Here is a 16,085-nt window from a genome sequence, read left to right on the forward strand (position 1 = left end):
ATTGCCGGCCCCTAGGGGCCGGAACCGCGTACCTGCTCTCCACTGTAATGGTCGGCCTGCCGGGGTTCCTAACGTTGCCGTTGCTGGCCGTCCCGGCCGCATACCCCCGTTGGCGCGCAGCCGTAAGAGGTAAACGAGGAAAAAGACGAAAGCGTTTCCCGCGCGAGGCGGCGAGCGTTCCGCCGCCAGCGAAATTGAAAACGACCGGCGCCCGGGCCGTACTGACCCGGGCGCCGGTAAGCGCTTCGCTTAGGTCGCCGCGTGGAATGCGTCGATGACGTCCGCCGGGATGCGGCCGCGCGTCGACACGTTGTGCCCGTTGCGGCGGGCCCATTCCCGGATGGCGGCGCTTTGCTCGCGGTCGATGGCGCCGCGGCCACGTCCGGTGCCGGAACGCCCGCGCCGCCGACCGCCGACGCGGCGGCCCGCCGCGACCCACTGCTTCAAATCGTTGCGCAGTTTCGCAGCATTCTTGGACGAAAGGTCAATCTCGTAGGTCACCCCGTCAAGCCCGAATTCAACCGTTTCGTCGGCCGCGCCCGCACCGTCGAAATCATCGACCAAGGTGACGGTCACTTTTTTCGCCATTAGCTTACCCTCGCGTTTCGTCCTGAGCAGTTGCTGAGCAGTTTGGATTCACTCCCCAAGTCACCAATCTGCCATAACAACGCAGAATACTCAATCCAGGGGCAACGGGTAAGTCAACTGGAGTGCGGCCGAACAATCGGGAACAAAACTGTCTCTCTAATTGACAGGCCGGTCAAAGACATCAACAACCGATCGATACCCATTCCGGTTCCGGTGCACGGCGGCATCCCATACTCGAGCGCGGCGAGAAAATCTTCGTCGAGCGCCATGGCCTCGTCGTCGCCGGCGGCCGCGGCGCGGACCTGCGCGGCGAAGCGTTCGCGCTGCACGACGGGATCGTTCAATTCGGAGTACCCGGTGGCCAGTTCGACCCCGCGAACGTAGAGGTCCCACTTCTCGGTCACGCCGGGAATGCTGCGGTGCTGCCGCGTCAAAGGTGTTGTCTCCACTGGGAAATCCTTGACGAAGGTGGGTGCGGTCAGGGAATTGCCCACCGTGTGCTCCCACAGCTCCTCGACGAGTTTCCCGTGTCCGTAGCCCCGGTTGTCGGGGATCTCCACACCGAGCCGATCGGCGATGGCCCGCAGGCGATCGACCGTCGTGTCGGGTGTGATCTCCTCACCGAGCGCCGCCGACAGCGACGGGTACATTTGTATTGACGCCCATTCTCCGTCTATGTCGTACACGCTGCCGTCCGGGAACGGGAGTTCTCGGGTTCCGATCGCCTCGTCGGCCACCTCTTGAATAAGCTCACGCGTGACGATCGCCGAATCGTCATAGGTGCCGTAGGTCTGGTAGGTCTCCAGCATCGAAAATTCTGGAGAATGCGTCGAATCGGCCCCTTCGTTTCGGAACACGCGATTTAACTCGAAGACCTTGTCGAATCCGCCGACGATGCAGCGCTTGAGGAACAGTTCCGGCGCGATCCGCAGGTAGAGATCGATGTCGAGCGCATTGGAATGCGTGATGAACGGCCGGGCCGCGGCACCCCCGGCCAGCGTCTGCAACATAGGCGTTTCGACTTCGAGAAACCCGCGCCGCTCCAGCGCGTTGCGGATCGCCCGGATCACCGCGATTCGCTGCCGGGCCACCGTGCGGGCCTGGGGACGAACGATCAGGTCGACGTAGCGCTGCCGGACCCGCGACTCCTCGCTCATCTCCTTGTGCGCGACGGGCAGCGGCCGCAGTGACTTGGCCGCCATCCGCCAGGAGTCGGCCAGCACGGACAATTCGCCGCGCCGTGAGCTGATCACGTTGCCGTGCACATAGACGAGGTCGCCGAGGTCGACGTCGGCCTTCCACGCATCGAGCGATTCCCGGCCGACCTTGTCGAGGCTGACCATCACCTGCAGGGTGGTGCCGTCGCCGTCCTGGAGTGTCGCGAAGCACAGTTTTCCGGAGTTGCGCGCGAAGATGACCCGGCCCGCGACGCCGACGATGTCGTCGGTGGCGGTGTCGGTCGGCAGGCCGTCGTGGGCGGCGCGAACCTCGGCCAGGGTGTGGGTGCGCTCGATGGCGACGGGGTAGGGGTCGGTTCCCTCGGCCAGCAGGCGAGCGCGCTTGTCCCGGCGGATCCGGAACTGCTCGGGAAGGTCGGGGGCGTCGGAGCTCACGACGTGCCAGCTTAAATGACGGCGTCGAGCCTGCGCTCAGAGCGTAAAGGGCCCAAGGTCGAAGAGCCGCGCTGTGCACAGACTCGACGCGGAAAGCCCGTGTCTCAGCGGGCCGTCTTCAGCCGGCCGCGTTCGGCGTCGCGGTTGCGTTCGAAAACCAGCTGCAGGCCGTGCAACGTCAGGTGCTGGTCGTAGTGGTTGACGGTGTGCAGTTCGGGCAGCAGCAACGGCGCGGTATGGCCGGTCGCTACGACGGCGACGTCGTCGCCGGCGAACCCGTCCACGTTCTCACGGATGCGTTGCACCAAACCGTCGACCAGACCGGCGAATCCGAACACCGCGCCGGCCTGCATGCATTCGACGGTGTTCTTGCCGACCACGGATCGGGGCCGGGTCAGCTCGACGCGGCGCAGCGCCGCGGAGCGGGCGGCGGCGGCATCGGAGGAAACCTGCACACCCGGGGCGATGGCACCGCCGAGGAACTCGCCCTTGGCCGACACCACGTCCACGCAGATCGAGGAGCCGAAATCGACGACGACGGCCGCCTTGCGGTATTTGTGGAAGGCCGCCAGGCAGTTGACGATCCGGTCGGCGCCCACCTCTTTCGGATTGTCGACCAGCAGCGGTATCCCGGTGCGCACCCCGGGCTCGATGAGCACGCTGGGCACCGACGGCCAGTACTGGTCGAGCATGACCCGCACCTCGTGCAGCACCGACGGGACGGTCGACAGCGCGGCGGCGCCGGTGAGGCGCTCGGAGTCGTCACCGATCAGGCCGTCGATGGTCAGGGCGAGTTCGTCCGCGGTGACCTCGGATTCGGTGCGAATCCGCCACTGCTGCACGACCTTTGCGTGCTCCTTGGATCCGGATAGCAGTCCGACGACGGTGTGCGTGTTGCGGACGTCGATGGCCAGCAGCACGGCTACCTCGCGCCGATCCGGGGATCGAGCAATTCGTCGACGCCGTCGGGCACGAACGCCGGGTCGTCGCCGAGGTCGATCGGCTTGTTGTCGGCGCCGACGAATACGATCCGCGGCCGGTAGGCGCGCGCCTCGGCGTCTTCCATCGTCCCGTACGCGATCAGGATCACCAGGTCGCCGGGGTGAATCAAATGCGCTGCGGCGCCGTTGATTCCGATCACACCGCTGCCGCGTTCGCCGGTGATGGCGTAGGTGACCAAACGGGCGCCGTTGTCGATGTCCACGATGGTCACCTGCTCGCCCTCGAGCAGGTCCGCGGCGTCCATCAGGTCGGCGTCAATGGTCACCGAGCCGACGTAATGCAGGTCGGCCTGCGTCACGGTGGCGCGGTGGATCTTCGACTTCAGCATCGTCCGTAACATCAATTCCTCCAATGTGATTCGAGGGTGTCGCGATAAGCGTCCGGCCCCGTGGGTGCCGGCGGTGGTGTTCCTACTTCGATGGCGATGTTGTCCAGCAGCCGGGTGGTGCCCAGCCGGGCCGCGATCAGCAGCCGGCCAGGCGCCCCGGCCCGCAGCGGGCCCAGGTCCGCGTCGCGCAGCTCGAGGTAGTCGACGCTGATCGCGGGCACGGCGTCCAGCACGGCGTTGGCGGCGTCCAGTGCGGCCTGCGCGCCAGCGGGCGCGGCGTGCGCCGCCGCGGTCAGTGCCGCCGAAAGCGTGCCGGCCAGTTCGCGTTGCGTCGGGTCCAGGTAGCGGTTGCGCGACGACATCGCCAGGCCGTCGAATTCGCGCACGGTGGGGACGCCGACGACGGCCACGTCGATGTTGAGGTCGGTGACCATCTGACGGATCAGGACCAATTGCTGGTAGTCCTTCTCGCCGAAGAAAATGCGATCGGGGCGCACGATCTGCATGAGCTTGCACACCACGGTCAGCACGCCGGCGAAATGGGTCGGCCGCGCGCCGCCCTCGAGTTCGCCGGCCAGCGCGCCGGGGTGCACGGTGGTGCGCAGGCCGTCGGGGTACATCGCCGAGGCGGTGGGCGCGAACGCGATCTCGACGTCCTCGCCGCGCAGCAGCGCCAGGTCCTCGTCGAGGGTCCGGGGGTAGGCGTCGAGGTCTTCCCCGGCCCCGAATTGCAGCGGGTTGACGAAGATCGAGACAACGACCACCGAGCCGGGGACCCGCTTGGCGGCCCGCACCAGGGCGAGGTGCCCGTCGTGCAGGGCACCCATGGTGGGCACCAGCATCACGCGCCGGCCGGTATGGCGCAGCGCGCGGCTGACGTCGGTGACGTCGCGCGGCGCCGAGTAGACGTTGAGTTCGCCGGGGTCGAAGGTGGGCTTGCGTGCGTTCATCGCGCCAACACCTCGAGGACGTCGGCGGGGGCGTGCGCGCGCTGGGCGGTCCGCAAGGCGTTGACCCGATACGCCTGGGCCAGGTCAGAATCGACGTCGGCCAGCGCGGCCAGATGCTCGGCCACGGCGGCGGCGTCGCCGCGGGCGACCGGCCCGGTCAGGGCGGCCTGCCCGCGGCGCAGGGTGTTCTCCAGCGCCGCGCGGGCCAGCGGCCCGACGATGCGTTCGGCGAGGCCGCCCGGCTGGTCGTCGACCGTCTGTTGCCCGAGCAATTCGCTGCCGCGCAGCGCGGCCCGCAACGCCTCGACCGCGTCGGCGAGCACCGTCACGAGGTGGTTGCTCGCGTGCGCCAGCGCGGCGTGGTATAGAACTCGGGCGTCCTCGGGGACGCAGAACGGCTCGCCGCCCATCTCGAGTACCAGCGACTGCGCGATGGCGTACCCGACCTCGTCGGCCGCGGTGATCCCGAAGCAGGTGTCGGGCAGCCGGCTGATGTCCTCGTCGGAGCCGGTGAACGTCATCGCCGGGTGAATCGCCAGCGGGATGCAGCCGTCGTGGCTCAGCGGCGCGAGGATGCCGACCCCATTGGCGCCGGAGGTGTGCGCGACGATCGTGCCGGGGCGCACGGCGGAGGTGGCGGCCAGCCCGGACACCAGGCCGGCGAGTTCGCTGTCGGGAACGGCCAAAAACAGCAGCTCGGCGTTGGCGGCCACGTCGGGCGGCGACGCCACCGGCGTATCGGGCAACCGGTGGTGCGCCCGCTCGCGCGACGCGTGCGAGACGGCGCTGCAGGCCACGACGACGTGGTCAGCGCGCTCCAGCGCGACACCGAGCGCGGAGCCCACCCGGCCGGCGGAGATGATGCCCACCTTGAGCCGCGCCGGGCGCAGTCCGTCGAACTGCTCCATCGCAGACGACCTCATAGCTTTCTTGGTTCGTTCCAGTCCCATGCGCGGGTACCGGACGGTCCCTAAGACTTTAATCGATCCATCGGGCCGAGCCCAACGAAAGCAGGTGTGAGGAAGCTCCCAGCTCAGCCGTCGCGGCGACGGCGGCGACCGCCGCCGGAGGGCTCGACCTGCAGCCGAGCCAGCAGTTCGGCCACCGACTGGCCCCCGCTCGGCGGGCTGTCGTCGGAACCATCGGCGCCCCGCGGCAGGGGGTCGGTGCCACGATGCCGGGGCGCGACCTCGGCGTGCGGCGGGGGAGCCATCTGCGGTGGCGGCGGCGCCGCGCCGGGGGACGGCGAGCCCGGTTGCGGGGGTGGCGGCGGCGCGGCGGCCGGGGCGGGCGGGGGCGTGGGCTCGTTCGTCGGCGTGGGGGTACCGCCCGCTTGCGAGGGATAGTTGCGCACGCCGTAGTCGCGATATTCCGCCGAGTGGCGCGACCGCGCCCGACGGCCGGGTTCGCCGTATGGCGGTGGTTGCGGGTGCTCGAAGGGCGAGCCGTCCAAAGGTTCCTCGGCGCCGTAGTGACGGGCGCGCCGCCCGCCCGGCGACCCTCCGCCCGGCGCGGCGGCCGCGTCGCCGCCGGCCCAGTTGCTGCCGGGCGCGCCCGGGGGCAACCACTGCCCTTCCGCGGCGGCGGGCCGCCAGTCCTGCATCTGCGGCTGCGGTTCCGGTTGCGGAGGTGGTGGCGGTGGTGGCGGCGGCTGACGCTGCTCGTAGCGCGGCTCCGGCGCGGGCGGCGGCGTCATGTACGGCGGCTCTTGGGAGACCACGTATCGCGCCTCTTGGCGCGGGTCGTACTGGAACCGCTCGCGCGGGGGCGGCGGCTGCCGGGGCGGCAGCAGCGGTTCCTCGGGCACGTCGATGATCGCGGCTTCGTCGGCACGGCTGTCCGCCTGGCCGGGCGGGATGTCCCGGGCGACCGACGCGACGCGATCGCTGGACACCCAGTCCGGGTTGCTCTCGCCGTTGCGTTCCCACTCGCTGTACGCCCGCCCACGTGGCGCCTCGGTCTCGTGCGTCTCGAGCGCCGGGCGCTGCTGCAGGTCGGTGTCGAACAGGATCTCGAGGCTGGTCCGCAACGCGCTCAGTTCCGCGCGCAGCGCGGCCAGATCGTCCTCGGCCTGGGCGCGCAGCTCGGATGCCAGCTCGCGCCGCAGCTGCGACTCCACCGTCAGCTCGTATTCGCGGCGGGCCGAGATCTCGCGGTCCAGCTGCAGGTCGTAGACCAGCTTCAGGTCGCGGACGCGGGACTGGTCCGCGTCGCTTTGGCGGCGGTAGAGCACCGAAACGAAGGCGCCGGCGACTGCGGCCCACAGCGCCAGGATTACAGCGAGCTTGAGGAGTTCCACCCGGTTGGTGAAAACCAGTGCGGAACTGGCCCCCATCGCGAGGACCAGCAACGCCGTCAAGAGCACCCACCCCGGCCTGCGGCCGCCGCGCCGAACCCGGGCGCCGCGGGACAGAACGGTCATGGCCTGAGAGTACCTGCGCGAGGTCACTCCGCGTGTCGCGCGGCTCCGGCGATTCCCACCCGGGTTGATCGCCGGGTCGCCGGGTGCGCTAGGTTTCCGCGCCCTCGCCGTGCTCGGTCGGATCCTGCGGGGACTTGCAGCAATGTTGCAGCCACAGCGCGGCGACGACCAACGCGAGCGCGCTGATGGCGGCCACCAACGCGCCGGTGGTGTCCTCCTCGGCCGCGCGCAGCCAGGACCGCCGCGGCAGCAAGTAGACCAGCACCCCCACCCACCAGCCCAGCACCAGCGCGCCCACCCACGCCGACGCCTTGGCCACCATCACGCTGCGTGCCACCGCCAGCGGATGCAGCCAGCCCGGCCCGTCCCCGATCTCGCCGTCGCCGATCTTGACCCGCACGTAGCGCGCCCACAGCGCCTCGGCGACGGCGACCACCAGCAGCGAGACGCCGGTCCACATCGTGATGGGCGGAAACCAGCGATACAGCGAGACCACCAGCAGATAGCCCAACACCGCAGCGCCGACCACCGCGGCCGTCAGGTCACGCTTGCGGGTCGGGCCCATCAGGTTTCCGATTTCTTGTCGAGCGTGAGCGTCAGGTTGGACAGCCGAACGCCGGCCCGGTCGGCCGGGTCCAGTTCGGCCAGCAGCTGGGCGACGGGACGCCGCCCTTCGGCGACCGTCAGCCGGGCGTCCGGCTCGATGGACAGCCACGGCACCATCACGAACGCCCGCAGGTGGGCCAGCGGGTGCGGCAGCGTCAGGTTGGGCTCGCGGGTGATCACTTCCATTTCGCCTTCGCCGTAACAGGCGACCAGGTCGACGTCGAGGGAGCGCGGGCCCCAGCGCTCGCCGCGGACCCGACCCGCCGCCCGCTCGAGCTCCTGCGCCCGGCTCAGCCACGCCTGCCCGTCGCACGCCGGGTCGTCGGCGATCAGCACCGCGTTGAGAAACGGGGCCTGATCCACCCGGCCCCAGGGGTCCGTCTCATAGACGGGAGACACCGCGACCACCGTTTCCCCGAGCGCGTCGACGACCGACTGCAGCCGGGCCAACCGGTCCCCCAGGTTGGAGCCGACGGACAGCACGACGCGACTCATACCGCCCCGCCGGCCGGGATCACCGAACCACGACCGCCGCGCCGCGACCGCCGCACCACGACGGCCACGTCGGCGAACTGTTGCGGGATGGGGGCCTGCGGCTTGTGCACCACCACCTCGACGGCGTGCACGCGCCCGTCGTGCATCACCCGGTCGGCGATCTCGGCGCCGACCGTTTCGATCAGCTTGCGCGCCGGCCCCGAGACCACGTCGGCGGCCAGCTGCGCCAGCGCGCCGTAGTCGTACGTGTCGGCCAGGTCGTCGCTCGCGGCGGCGTCGGCCAGGTCGATCCACACGGTGATGTCGACGACGAAATCCTGCCCGGACGCGCGCTCGTGTTCGAAGACCCCGTGACAGCCGCGAACGACCAAGCCGCGCAACTCGATTCGATCAGCCATTCTGGGCCCATGCCTCGACGACCTTGAGGGCATCGACGGAGGCGCGCACGTCGTGCACCCGCACGCCCCAGGCCCCGTGCAGGGCGGCCAGCGCGGATATCACCGCCGTCGCCGTCTCGCGCCCGTCGGGCGGTCGCGGCGACCCGTCGGGCCCGGCGAGCAACGTGCCGAGGAACCGCTTGCGCGAGGCGCCCAGTAGCACCGGGATTCCGGTGGCGACGAGCTGCGGCAGCGCGTGCAGCAACGCCCAATTGTGTTGTGCCGTCTTGGCGAATCCCAGCCCCGGGTCGATCACCAGCTTCTCGGGATCCACCCCCGCGGCCACCGCGTCGTCGACGTTGGTAAGCAGCTCGGCGCGCACCTCGGCCACCACGTCGCGGTACTGCGGGGCCTCATGCGGACGCTCGGGCGACACGGGCCGCCAGTGCATCAACACCCACGGCACACCGGCCTCGGCGAGCAGCGGGGCCATCGCGGGGTCGGCTCGACCACCCGACACGTCGTTGACGATCCGCGCCCCGCTCTGCAGCGCTGCCCGCGCGACGTCGGCGTGCATGGTGTCGATGCTGACGGTGATGCCTTGCGCGGCAAGTTCTTTGACGACGGGAACCACACGCGACGCCTCGACCCGGGGATCGACGCGAACGGCGCCGGGCCGGGTCGACTCCCCTCCGACGTCGACGATGCCCGCGCCCTCGGCGGCCATCGCCAGGCCATGGGCGACGGCGTCGTCGGCATCGAGATAGCGCCCGCCGTCGGAGAACGAATCGTCGGTGACGTTCAGGACTCCCATCACCTGCATGGGCGCCGGACTCACCTGCGCAGGATCAGATCGAGCGCTTCGGCCCGGGACGCGGGACTGGTCTTGAACATGCCACGCACCGCCGACGTCGTGGTGACGGCGCCGGGCTTGCGGACGCCGCGCATCGCCATGCACAGGTGCTCGGCCTCGACGACGACGATCACCCCGCGCGGGTCGAGCTTGTTCACCAGAGCGTCGGCGATCTGGCTGGTGAGCCGCTCCTGAACCTGGGGCCGCTTGGCGTACAGGTCCACGAGACGGGCGATCTTGGACAGGCCGGTCACCCTGCCGTCCTTGCCGGGGATGTAGCCGACGTGGGCCACCCCGTGGAACGAGACCAGGTGATGCTCGCAGGTCGAGTACAGCGGGATTTCCTTGACGATCACCATCTCGTCGTGGTCCTCGTCGAACATGGTGTTCAGGACGCTGTCGGGATCGGTGTAGAGCCCGGCGAACATCTCGCGATAGGCGCGCGCGACGCGGGCCGGCGTGTCCTGCAAGCCATTTCGATCGGGGTCTTCGCCGATCGCGTACAGCAGCTCGCGGATCGCGGCCTCGGCACGTTGCTGATCGAACGCCCGGATGCGCGGGGTCGCCTGGCGGGTGTCCGGCCCCAAATCGGGCCCCAGATCCGCGAGAGCCATCGAATCCTCCGTTTCGTCAGCCGTGCGCCGGCGGGTTGGACCGGCTCACGTCGTCAGCCTCTTTGTCGGGAGACTTTCCGACATCCGGATGGGATTGACCGGGCGGCGGATAGGGCGGATACGGCGGGTATGGCGGATACGCGGGCGGCCCCGGCTGGCCCGGATAGCTCGGCACCGGCTGCGGCCAATAGGGCTGCTGCGGGGGCTGCGCAGGCGGATACCAGGAGTTCGGCTGGTGTTGCTGCGGTTGGGGCGGCGGCCATCCCGGCGCATGCCAGCCCGCCGGGGCGCCGTAGTCCGGCTGGGTCGGGCCGTGCGGAGCGGGCTCGCGATCGCCGCCGGGTTGGCCACCGTGAGAACCGTTGGGGCCGTTGGCGTTTCTGTCGGCCTCCGCCCGGGCGGCCTCGGCGGCCTGGGTGGCCTGTGCGATGGCCGCCTTGAAGGCGGGCTCGACGACCGGTGGGGGCCACGGCTCGCCACGCTCCATGGCCAGCTCGCCGGGCGTCTTGATCGGCGGTTTGTCCGACGGGATGCGGCCACCGAAGTCGTCGAACATGGTGAGCCGAGGACGCTTTTCGACGCCGGAGAAGATGCCCTCCAGCTCGGGCCGGTGCAGGGTTTCTTTTTCGAGCAGTTCGCCGGCCAGGGTGTCGAGCACGTCGCGGTATTCGGTGAGGATTTCCCACGCCTCGGTGTGCGCGGCCTCGATCAGCTTGCGCACCTCGTCGTCGATGTCGCGGGCGACCTCGTGCGAGTAGTCGGCCTGATTGCCCATGGTGCGGCCGAGGAACGGGTCGCCGTGCTCGGTGCCGTACTTGACGGCCCCCAGCTTGGAACTCATCCCGAACTCGGTGACCATCGAGCGGGCGACCTTGGTGGCCTGCTCGATGTCGGACACCGCACCCGTGGTGGGCTCGCGGAACACCAGTTCCTCGGCGGCACGCCCACCCATCGCGAAAACCAGCTGCGCGATCAGTTCCGAGCGGGTCCGCAGGCCCTTGTCCTCCTCCGGGACCGCCACCGCATGGCCGCCGGTGCGTCCCCGGGCCAGGATCGTCACCTTGTAGACCGGGTCGATGTCGGGCATCGCCCAGGCCGCCAGGGTGTGCCCGCCCTCGTGGTAGGCGGTGATCTTCTTCTCGTGCTCGCTGATGATCCGGCCCTTGCGGCGGGGGCCGCCGATCACCCGGTCCACCGCCTCCTCGAGGGCGGGGCCGGTGATGACGGTGCCGTTCTCGCGAGCGGTCAACAGCGCCGCCTCGTTGATCACGTTGGCCAGGTCGGCACCGGTCATGCCGACGGTCCGCTTGGCCAGCCCGTCCAGGTCGGCGTCGGGCGCGATCGGCTTGCCCTTGGAATGCACCCGCAGCACCGCGCGGCGGCCCGCCAGGTCGGGGTTGGACACCGGGATCTGGCGGTCGAATCGGCCGGGCCTCAGTAGCGCCGGGTCCAGGATGTCTGGCCGGTTGGTAGCGGCGATGAGAATCACTCCGGCGCGTTCGCCGAAACCGTCCATCTCGACCAGCAACTGGTTGAGCGTCTGCTCGCGTTCGTCGTGGCCGCCACCCAGCCCGGCGCCGCGCTGTCGGCCCACCGCGTCGATCTCGTCGACGAAGATGATGCACGGGCTGTTCTGCTTGGCCTGCTCGAACAGGTCGCGCACCCGCGAGGCGCCGACGCCGACGAACATCTCGACGAAGTCGGAGCCTGAGATCGTGAAGAACGGCACCCCGGCCTCGCCCGCCACGGCGCGGGCCAGCAGCGTCTTGCCGGTTCCGGGCGGCCCGTAGAGCAGCACGCCCTTGGGGATCTTGGCGCCCAGCGCCTGGTACCTGCTGGGGTTCTGCAGGAAGTCCTTGATCTCGTAGAGCTCCTCGACCGCCTCGTCGACGCCCGCGACGTCGGCGAAAGTGGTCTTGGGCATGTCCTTGTTGAGCATCTTCGCCCGGGACTTGCCGAACCCGAAGCCCATCCGGGCGCCGCCCTGCATGCGGGAGAACATCACGAACAGGCCCACCAGCAACAGCAGCGGCAGCACGTAGACGAGCAGCTCGCCCAGGATGCTGCCCTCGTTCACGACGGTGCTGACCTTCGCGTTCTTCGTGTTGAGCGCGTTGAACAGGTCGACCGCGTATCCGCTGGGGTACTTGGTGATGACCTTTTCGGAGTTGTCGGTGTCCTTGTTGCCCTTCTTCAGGGTCAACCGCAGCTGCTGCTCGCGGTCGTCGATCTGCGCGCTCTTGACGTTGTCGCCGCTGATCTGGGACATCGCCACCGAGGTGTCGACGGGTTTGTAACCGCGGGTGTCGTCACTGAAGTAAAAAAACGACCAACCCAGCAGCACCACAACGGCGATCGCCGTGAGGGTGCGAATCACGTTTTTCCGGTTCATCAATCATCGGCCTCGTCGGCCAGGTCCTTCCCCGATACACGAAGCTGCAAAAGTCCAGGCTACCGCTAGTGTCGATCGCCAGCCCCGGCGAGCCAGGGCGCAGCATCCTCACGGGATAACGAGCGGCGGTTCCCGGTCTGGTTCCCGACGTGGCAAACCACACAATCGCGGCGCGAGGGGCCCTCACTCGTAGTAGCGGGCCTCGACCACATTGCCGTCGGGGTCGGCGAAGTAGTACGTCTGCGGTGACCACCCTCGGGCCCCGAAGCTGTGGGTCAGCCGCGCGCTGGTGTCCACGCCTTCTTCATGCAGGCGCGCATCCAGCGCGTCGTACTCGGCCTTCGACAGCGCGAGGCAGACGTGGTTGACGGGTCGGCCGGCGCTTCCCTCGGCCACCGCGGACGACGCCGCGGCCGAAGCCATCTCAAGCGGCATCAGATCGATGATGGAGTCGTCGCACACCCGCACGCTCGGGAAGGGCGCCTCGCCGGCCTCGAACTCCGCGAAGCGCACCGGCGCCAGCCCGACCACTCTCGTGTAGAAATCCATCGCCGCCCGTGCGTCGATCGTCCAGAGAACCACGTGGTCCAATCGCATGCCCCAAATTATGGGGCGGGGCGACGCAGGCGATAAAGAAGCCCTTCTCAGCCCGGGATCCTTGTGATTTGGTGAGACGGTGGTTTCGTCAACCCAGCGGTTAGTAGACACAAATGGCGTGCAATTGCGGGTGACCGAGGCGGGAGAGCGCGGCGCGCCCGCGGTGATCCTGGCCCACGGCTTTCCCGAGCTGGCCTATTCATGGCGACACCAGATCCCGGTCCTCGCCGAGGCCGGCTATCACGTACTGGCGCCCGACCAGCGCGGCTACGGCGGCTCATCCCGTCCGGATGCGATCGAGGCGTACAACATTCACGAGTTGACCGCCGACCTGGTCGGGTTGCTCGACGACGTCGGCGCCGAGCGCGCCGTGTGGATCGGACACGACTGGGGTGCGCCCGTCGCGTGGCACGCGCCGCTGCTGCACCCGGACCGGGTCGCGGCGGTCGCCGCGCTCAGCGTGCCGGCGCTGCCCCGCTCGCACGTGGCGCCGACGCGGGCGTGGCGCAAGCTGTTCGGCGAGAACTTCTTCTACATCCTCTATTTCCAGGAGCCCGGAGTCGCCGACGCCGAACTCGGCGGCGACCCCGCCCGAACCATGCGACGGATGATGGGCGGCCTGAACGGTTCCGGCGGAGCGGACGCGCTCATGCGGATGGCCGCGCCCGGGCCCGAGGGCTTCATCGATCGGCTTCCCGAGCCCGACGGGCTGCCGGACTGGATCAGCCAGGACGAACTCGACCATTACATCGCCGAGTTCTCCCGTACCGGATTCACCGGGGGCCTGAACTGGTACCGCAATTTCGACCGCAACTGGGAGACCACCGCCGAACTCGACGGCGCGAAGATCGACGTGCCGTGCATCTTTATCGCCGGAACCGGCGATCCGGTGCTGTCCTTCACCAGCCGCGACCGCGTTTCGGAGGTGATCTCCGGCCCCTACCGCGAGGTGATGATCGACGGGGCCGGACATTGGCTGCAGCAGGAACGGCCTGACGAGGTCAATGCGGCACTGCTCGAGTTCCTCAAAGGAGTGGAATGGTAATGAGTGTCCCGCTGCGGTTCGGCGTCTTCATCACGCCTTTTCATCCCGTCGGCCAATCCCCCACGGTCGCACTGGAATACGACATGGAGCGTGTCGTCGCGCTGGACCGCCTCGGGTTCGACGAAGCCTGGTTCGGCGAGCACCACTCGGGTGGCTACGAGCTGATCGCCTGTCCGGAGGTGTTCATCGCGGCCGCGGCGGAACGGACCAAGCACATCCGGCTGGGCACCGGGGTGGTGTCGCTGCCCTACCACCATCCGCTGATGGTGGCCGACCGCTGGGTGCTGCTGGACCACCTGACCCGCGGCCGGGTGATGTTCGGCACCGGACCCGGCGCGCTGCCGTCGGACGCGTACATGATGGGCATCGACCCGGTCGACCAGCGACACATGATGCAGGAATCCCTCGAGGCGATCCTGGCGCTGTTCCGCGCGGGCCCGTCCGAACGGGTCGACCGTCACACCGACTGGTTCACGCTGCGCGACGCGCAATTGCACATCCGCCCCTACACGTGGCCCTACCCGGAGATCTCCACGGCGGCAATGATTTCGCCGTCCGGCCCGCGGCTGGCGGGTGCGCTGGGCACGTCGCTGTTGTCGCTGTCGATGTCGGTGCCGGGCGGTTACGCGGCGCTGGAGAACACCTGGGAGGTGGTGCGCGAGCAGGCCGCCAAGGTCGGGCGCGGCGAGCCGGACCGCGCTTCCTGGCGCGTCTTGAGCATCATGCACATTGCCGACAGCCGCGAGCAGGCCATCGACGATTGCACCTACGGGCTACAGGATTTCGCGAACTACTTCGGTGCGGCGGGATTCGTGCCGCTGTCCAACGCGGTCGACGGCGAGGCTCAGACGCCGCACGAGTTCGTCGCGGACTATGCCGCCAAGGGCAATTGCTGTATCGGAACGCCGGACGACGCGATCGCGCACATCGAAGACCTGCTCGAACGGTCGGGCGGTTTCGGGACGTTGCTGATGCTCGGCCACGATTGGGCCTCACCGGAAGCGACTTACCACTGCTATGACCTGATGGCCCGCAAGGTGATTCCCCATTTCAAGGGGCAGCTCGAAGCGTCGCGGTCGTCTCACGACTGGGCCCGGGCCAAACGCGACGAACTGATCGGGCGCGCCGGCGATGCCATCGTCAAGGCCATCACCGAGCATGTCGACGAGCAGAAAGGTGTGGAAAGCTGATGCGCGCTTCGGTGTTACGAGAAGGCCGGATGGTTTACCGCGACGACGTGCCCGAGCCGGTGCCCGGGCCGGGACAGGTGCTGGTCGGCGTGCGCGCGTGCGGAATCTGCGGCTCCGACTTGCATTTCGCCGCCCACGGGGACCAGGTCATGGAGATGACGGCGCAGGTGGCCGCCGGCGCCGGGGGCATGGGCGTCGACCTGAACAGCGACGTCTACATGGGTCACGAATTCAGCGCCGAGGTGCTCGAGGCCGGGCCCGACACGGACACCCATCCGCCGGGGACCATGGTCACCTCGCTCCCGGTCCTGTTGTCCAACAAGGGGGTCGAGCCGATCGTCTACAGCAACAGCACGATCGGCGGCTACGCCGAACGGATGCTGCTTTCGGCCCCACTGCTGTTGACCATCCCCAACGGCCTCGACTTCAAGCATGCCGCGTTGACCGAACCCATGGCGGTGGGGTTGCACGCCGTCAACAAATCCAACATCGCGCCGGGCGACACCGCCCTGGTGCTCGGTTGCGGTCCGATCGGCATCGCCATCATCGCGGCCCTTCGGGCGCGCGGCGTCGAAACGATTGCGGCAGCGGATTTCTCGCCGAAGCGACGCGAGCTGGCCACCGCGATGGGCGCCCACCAGACGCTCGACGCGGCCCAGGGATCACCCTTCGACTCCGTCAAACCCGCGGTCGTGTTCGAGGCGATCGGGGTGCCGGGCATCATCGACGATGTGCTGCGCCGCGCCCGGCCGGGCACCCGCCTGATCGTCGCGGGGGTGTGCATGCAGACCGACACCGTGCATCCCTTCTTCGCGATCGCCAAGGAGATCAGCGTGCAGTTCGTCCTCGCCTACACCCCGGAGGAGTTCGGCGACTCGCTGCGCGCGCTGGCCGAGGGCGACATCGACGTCTCCCCGGTGATCACCGGGGAGGTCGGGCTGGACGGAGTCGGCCAGGCCTTCGACGACCTGGCCGACCCCGAGCGGCACTGCAAGATTCTCGTGACGCCTTAG

General features: G+C 69.0%; 17 protein-coding genes. 3 read left to right on the plus strand and 14 right to left on the minus strand.

What is annotated here, in order from left to right; translation table 11 throughout:
* Nucleotides 1–249: 249 nt before the first annotated feature.
* The 14 genes from lsr2 to AC5Y5E_RS15715 all read right to left on the minus strand — a co-directional run bounded on the left by lsr2 (nt 250) and on the right by AC5Y5E_RS15715 (nt 12,837).
* On the minus strand, nt 250–588 hold the full coding sequence (gene lsr2 / locus AC5Y5E_RS15650) for a histone-like nucleoid-structuring protein Lsr2 (protein ID WP_066817684.1): 339 nt from the start codon (nt 586–588) through the stop codon (nt 250–252).
* Between the two features lie 113 nt (nt 589–701).
* Nucleotides 702–2,201: a lysine--tRNA ligase gene (lysS, locus tag AC5Y5E_RS15655; RefSeq protein ID WP_499903859.1), complete on the minus strand. Its 1,500-nt coding sequence runs from the start codon at nt 2,199–2,201 to the stop codon at nt 702–704.
* A 104-nt stretch (nt 2,202–2,305) separates the two neighbouring features.
* A complete protein-coding gene (locus tag AC5Y5E_RS15660; RefSeq protein ID WP_499903860.1) occupies nt 2,306–3,121 on the minus strand; it encodes a type III pantothenate kinase in 816 nt (271 codons plus the stop codon).
* A gap of 2 nt (nt 3,122–3,123) precedes the next feature.
* Nucleotides 3,124–3,543, minus strand: coding sequence for an aspartate 1-decarboxylase (gene panD / locus AC5Y5E_RS15665; protein ID WP_499903861.1), 420 nt, complete (start codon nt 3,541–3,543; stop codon nt 3,124–3,126).
* A complete protein-coding gene (gene panC / locus AC5Y5E_RS15670; protein WP_499903862.1) occupies nt 3,543–4,481 on the minus strand; it encodes a pantoate--beta-alanine ligase in 939 nt (312 codons plus the stop codon). Before panC ends, panD begins: the two co-directional genes overlap by 1 nt.
* Nucleotides 4,478–5,389 (minus strand): Rossmann-like and DUF2520 domain-containing protein, encoded by a 912-nt coding sequence (locus tag AC5Y5E_RS15675; RefSeq protein ID WP_499903863.1) that lies wholly within the window; start codon nt 5,387–5,389, stop codon nt 4,478–4,480. The genes panC and AC5Y5E_RS15675 overlap by 4 nt, the downstream gene beginning before the upstream one ends.
* Before the next feature lie 125 nt (nt 5,390–5,514).
* Nucleotides 5,515–6,903, minus strand: coding sequence for a DUF6779 domain-containing protein (locus AC5Y5E_RS15680; protein ID WP_499903864.1), 1,389 nt, complete (start codon nt 6,901–6,903; stop codon nt 5,515–5,517).
* Nucleotides 6,904–6,991: 88 nt separating this feature from the next.
* Nucleotides 6,992–7,468 (minus strand): DUF3180 domain-containing protein, encoded by a 477-nt coding sequence (locus AC5Y5E_RS15685; RefSeq protein WP_499903865.1) that lies wholly within the window; start codon nt 7,466–7,468, stop codon nt 6,992–6,994.
* Nucleotides 7,468–8,004 carry a 2-amino-4-hydroxy-6-hydroxymethyldihydropteridine diphosphokinase gene (folK, locus tag AC5Y5E_RS15690; protein ID WP_499903866.1) on the minus strand — a complete coding sequence of 179 codons (537 nt, stop codon included), beginning with the start codon at nt 8,002–8,004 and terminating at the stop codon, nt 7,468–7,470. Before folK ends, AC5Y5E_RS15685 begins: the two co-directional genes overlap by 1 nt.
* A complete protein-coding gene (gene folB, locus AC5Y5E_RS15695) occupies nt 8,001–8,402 on the minus strand; it encodes a dihydroneopterin aldolase (RefSeq protein ID WP_499903867.1) in 402 nt (133 codons plus the stop codon). The genes folK and folB overlap by 4 nt, the downstream gene beginning before the upstream one ends.
* Nucleotides 8,395–9,219 (minus strand): dihydropteroate synthase, encoded by an 825-nt coding sequence (gene folP / locus AC5Y5E_RS15700; RefSeq protein WP_499903868.1) that lies wholly within the window; start codon nt 9,217–9,219, stop codon nt 8,395–8,397. The genes folB and folP overlap by 8 nt, the downstream gene beginning before the upstream one ends.
* Nucleotides 9,216–9,848, minus strand: coding sequence for a GTP cyclohydrolase I FolE (gene folE, locus AC5Y5E_RS15705; protein WP_499903869.1), 633 nt, complete (start codon nt 9,846–9,848; stop codon nt 9,216–9,218). Before folE ends, folP begins: the two co-directional genes overlap by 4 nt.
* Nucleotides 9,849–9,864: 16 nt before the next feature.
* On the minus strand, nt 9,865–12,240 hold the full coding sequence (gene ftsH, locus AC5Y5E_RS15710) for an ATP-dependent zinc metalloprotease FtsH (protein WP_499903870.1): 2,376 nt from the start codon (nt 12,238–12,240) through the stop codon (nt 9,865–9,867).
* 183 nt (nt 12,241–12,423) lie between these two features.
* Nucleotides 12,424–12,837: a VOC family protein gene (locus AC5Y5E_RS15715; RefSeq protein ID WP_499903871.1), complete on the minus strand. Its 414-nt coding sequence runs from the start codon at nt 12,835–12,837 to the stop codon at nt 12,424–12,426.
* A gap of 79 nt (nt 12,838–12,916) precedes the next feature.
* Between AC5Y5E_RS15715 and AC5Y5E_RS15720 the strand changes: the two genes are divergently transcribed.
* Genes AC5Y5E_RS15720 through AC5Y5E_RS15730 form a run of 3 tightly spaced genes read left to right on the plus strand, consistent with a single transcriptional unit; the run spans nt 12,917 to nt 16,085 of the window.
* Nucleotides 12,917–13,882, plus strand: coding sequence for an alpha/beta fold hydrolase (locus tag AC5Y5E_RS15720; RefSeq protein ID WP_499903872.1), 966 nt, complete (start codon nt 12,917–12,919; stop codon nt 13,880–13,882).
* Nucleotides 13,882–15,072, plus strand: a complete 1,191-nt coding sequence (locus AC5Y5E_RS15725; RefSeq protein ID WP_499903873.1) for an LLM class flavin-dependent oxidoreductase — start codon at nt 13,882–13,884, stop codon at nt 15,070–15,072. The genes AC5Y5E_RS15720 and AC5Y5E_RS15725 overlap by 1 nt, the downstream gene beginning before the upstream one ends.
* Nucleotides 15,072–16,085: a zinc-binding dehydrogenase gene (locus tag AC5Y5E_RS15730; RefSeq protein WP_499903874.1), complete on the plus strand. Its 1,014-nt coding sequence runs from the start codon at nt 15,072–15,074 to the stop codon at nt 16,083–16,085. The genes AC5Y5E_RS15725 and AC5Y5E_RS15730 overlap by 1 nt, the downstream gene beginning before the upstream one ends.

This window comes from Mycobacterium sp. NGS54 (assembly GCF_059812465.1).

What these genes read in the sequence shown, in the direction of transcription:
- panD (WP_499903861.1), bottom strand. Translation starts at nt 3,543, where the DNA reads ATGTTACGGACGATGCTGAAGTCGAAGATCCACCGCGCCACCGTGACG.
- AC5Y5E_RS15725 (WP_499903873.1), top strand. Translation starts at nt 13,882, where the DNA reads ATGAGTGTCCCGCTGCGGTTCGGCGTCTTCATCACGCCTTTTCATCCC.
- AC5Y5E_RS15715 (WP_499903871.1), bottom strand. Translation starts at nt 12,837, where the DNA reads ATGCGATTGGACCACGTGGTTCTCTGGACGATCGACGCACGGGCGGCG.
- AC5Y5E_RS15675 (WP_499903863.1), bottom strand. Translation starts at nt 5,389, where the DNA reads ATGGAGCAGTTCGACGGACTGCGCCCGGCGCGGCTCAAGGTGGGCATC.
- folE (WP_499903869.1), bottom strand. Translation starts at nt 9,848, where the DNA reads ATGGCTCTCGCGGATCTGGGGCCCGATTTGGGGCCGGACACCCGCCAG.
- AC5Y5E_RS15685 (WP_499903865.1), bottom strand. Translation starts at nt 7,468, where the DNA reads ATGGGCCCGACCCGCAAGCGTGACCTGACGGCCGCGGTGGTCGGCGCT.
- panC (WP_499903862.1), bottom strand. Translation starts at nt 4,481, where the DNA reads ATGAACGCACGCAAGCCCACCTTCGACCCCGGCGAACTCAACGTCTAC.
- folB (WP_499903867.1), bottom strand. Translation starts at nt 8,402, where the DNA reads ATGGCTGATCGAATCGAGTTGCGCGGCTTGGTCGTTCGCGGCTGTCAC.
- AC5Y5E_RS15730 (WP_499903874.1), top strand. Translation starts at nt 15,072, where the DNA reads ATGCGCGCTTCGGTGTTACGAGAAGGCCGGATGGTTTACCGCGACGAC.
- ftsH (WP_499903870.1), bottom strand. Translation starts at nt 12,240, where the DNA reads ATGAACCGGAAAAACGTGATTCGCACCCTCACGGCGATCGCCGTTGTG.
- lsr2 (WP_066817684.1), bottom strand. Translation starts at nt 588, where the DNA reads ATGGCGAAAAAAGTGACCGTCACCTTGGTCGATGATTTCGACGGTGCG.
- folK (WP_499903866.1), bottom strand. Translation starts at nt 8,004, where the DNA reads ATGAGTCGCGTCGTGCTGTCCGTCGGCTCCAACCTGGGGGACCGGTTG.
- AC5Y5E_RS15680 (WP_499903864.1), bottom strand. Translation starts at nt 6,903, where the DNA reads ATGACCGTTCTGTCCCGCGGCGCCCGGGTTCGGCGCGGCGGCCGCAGG.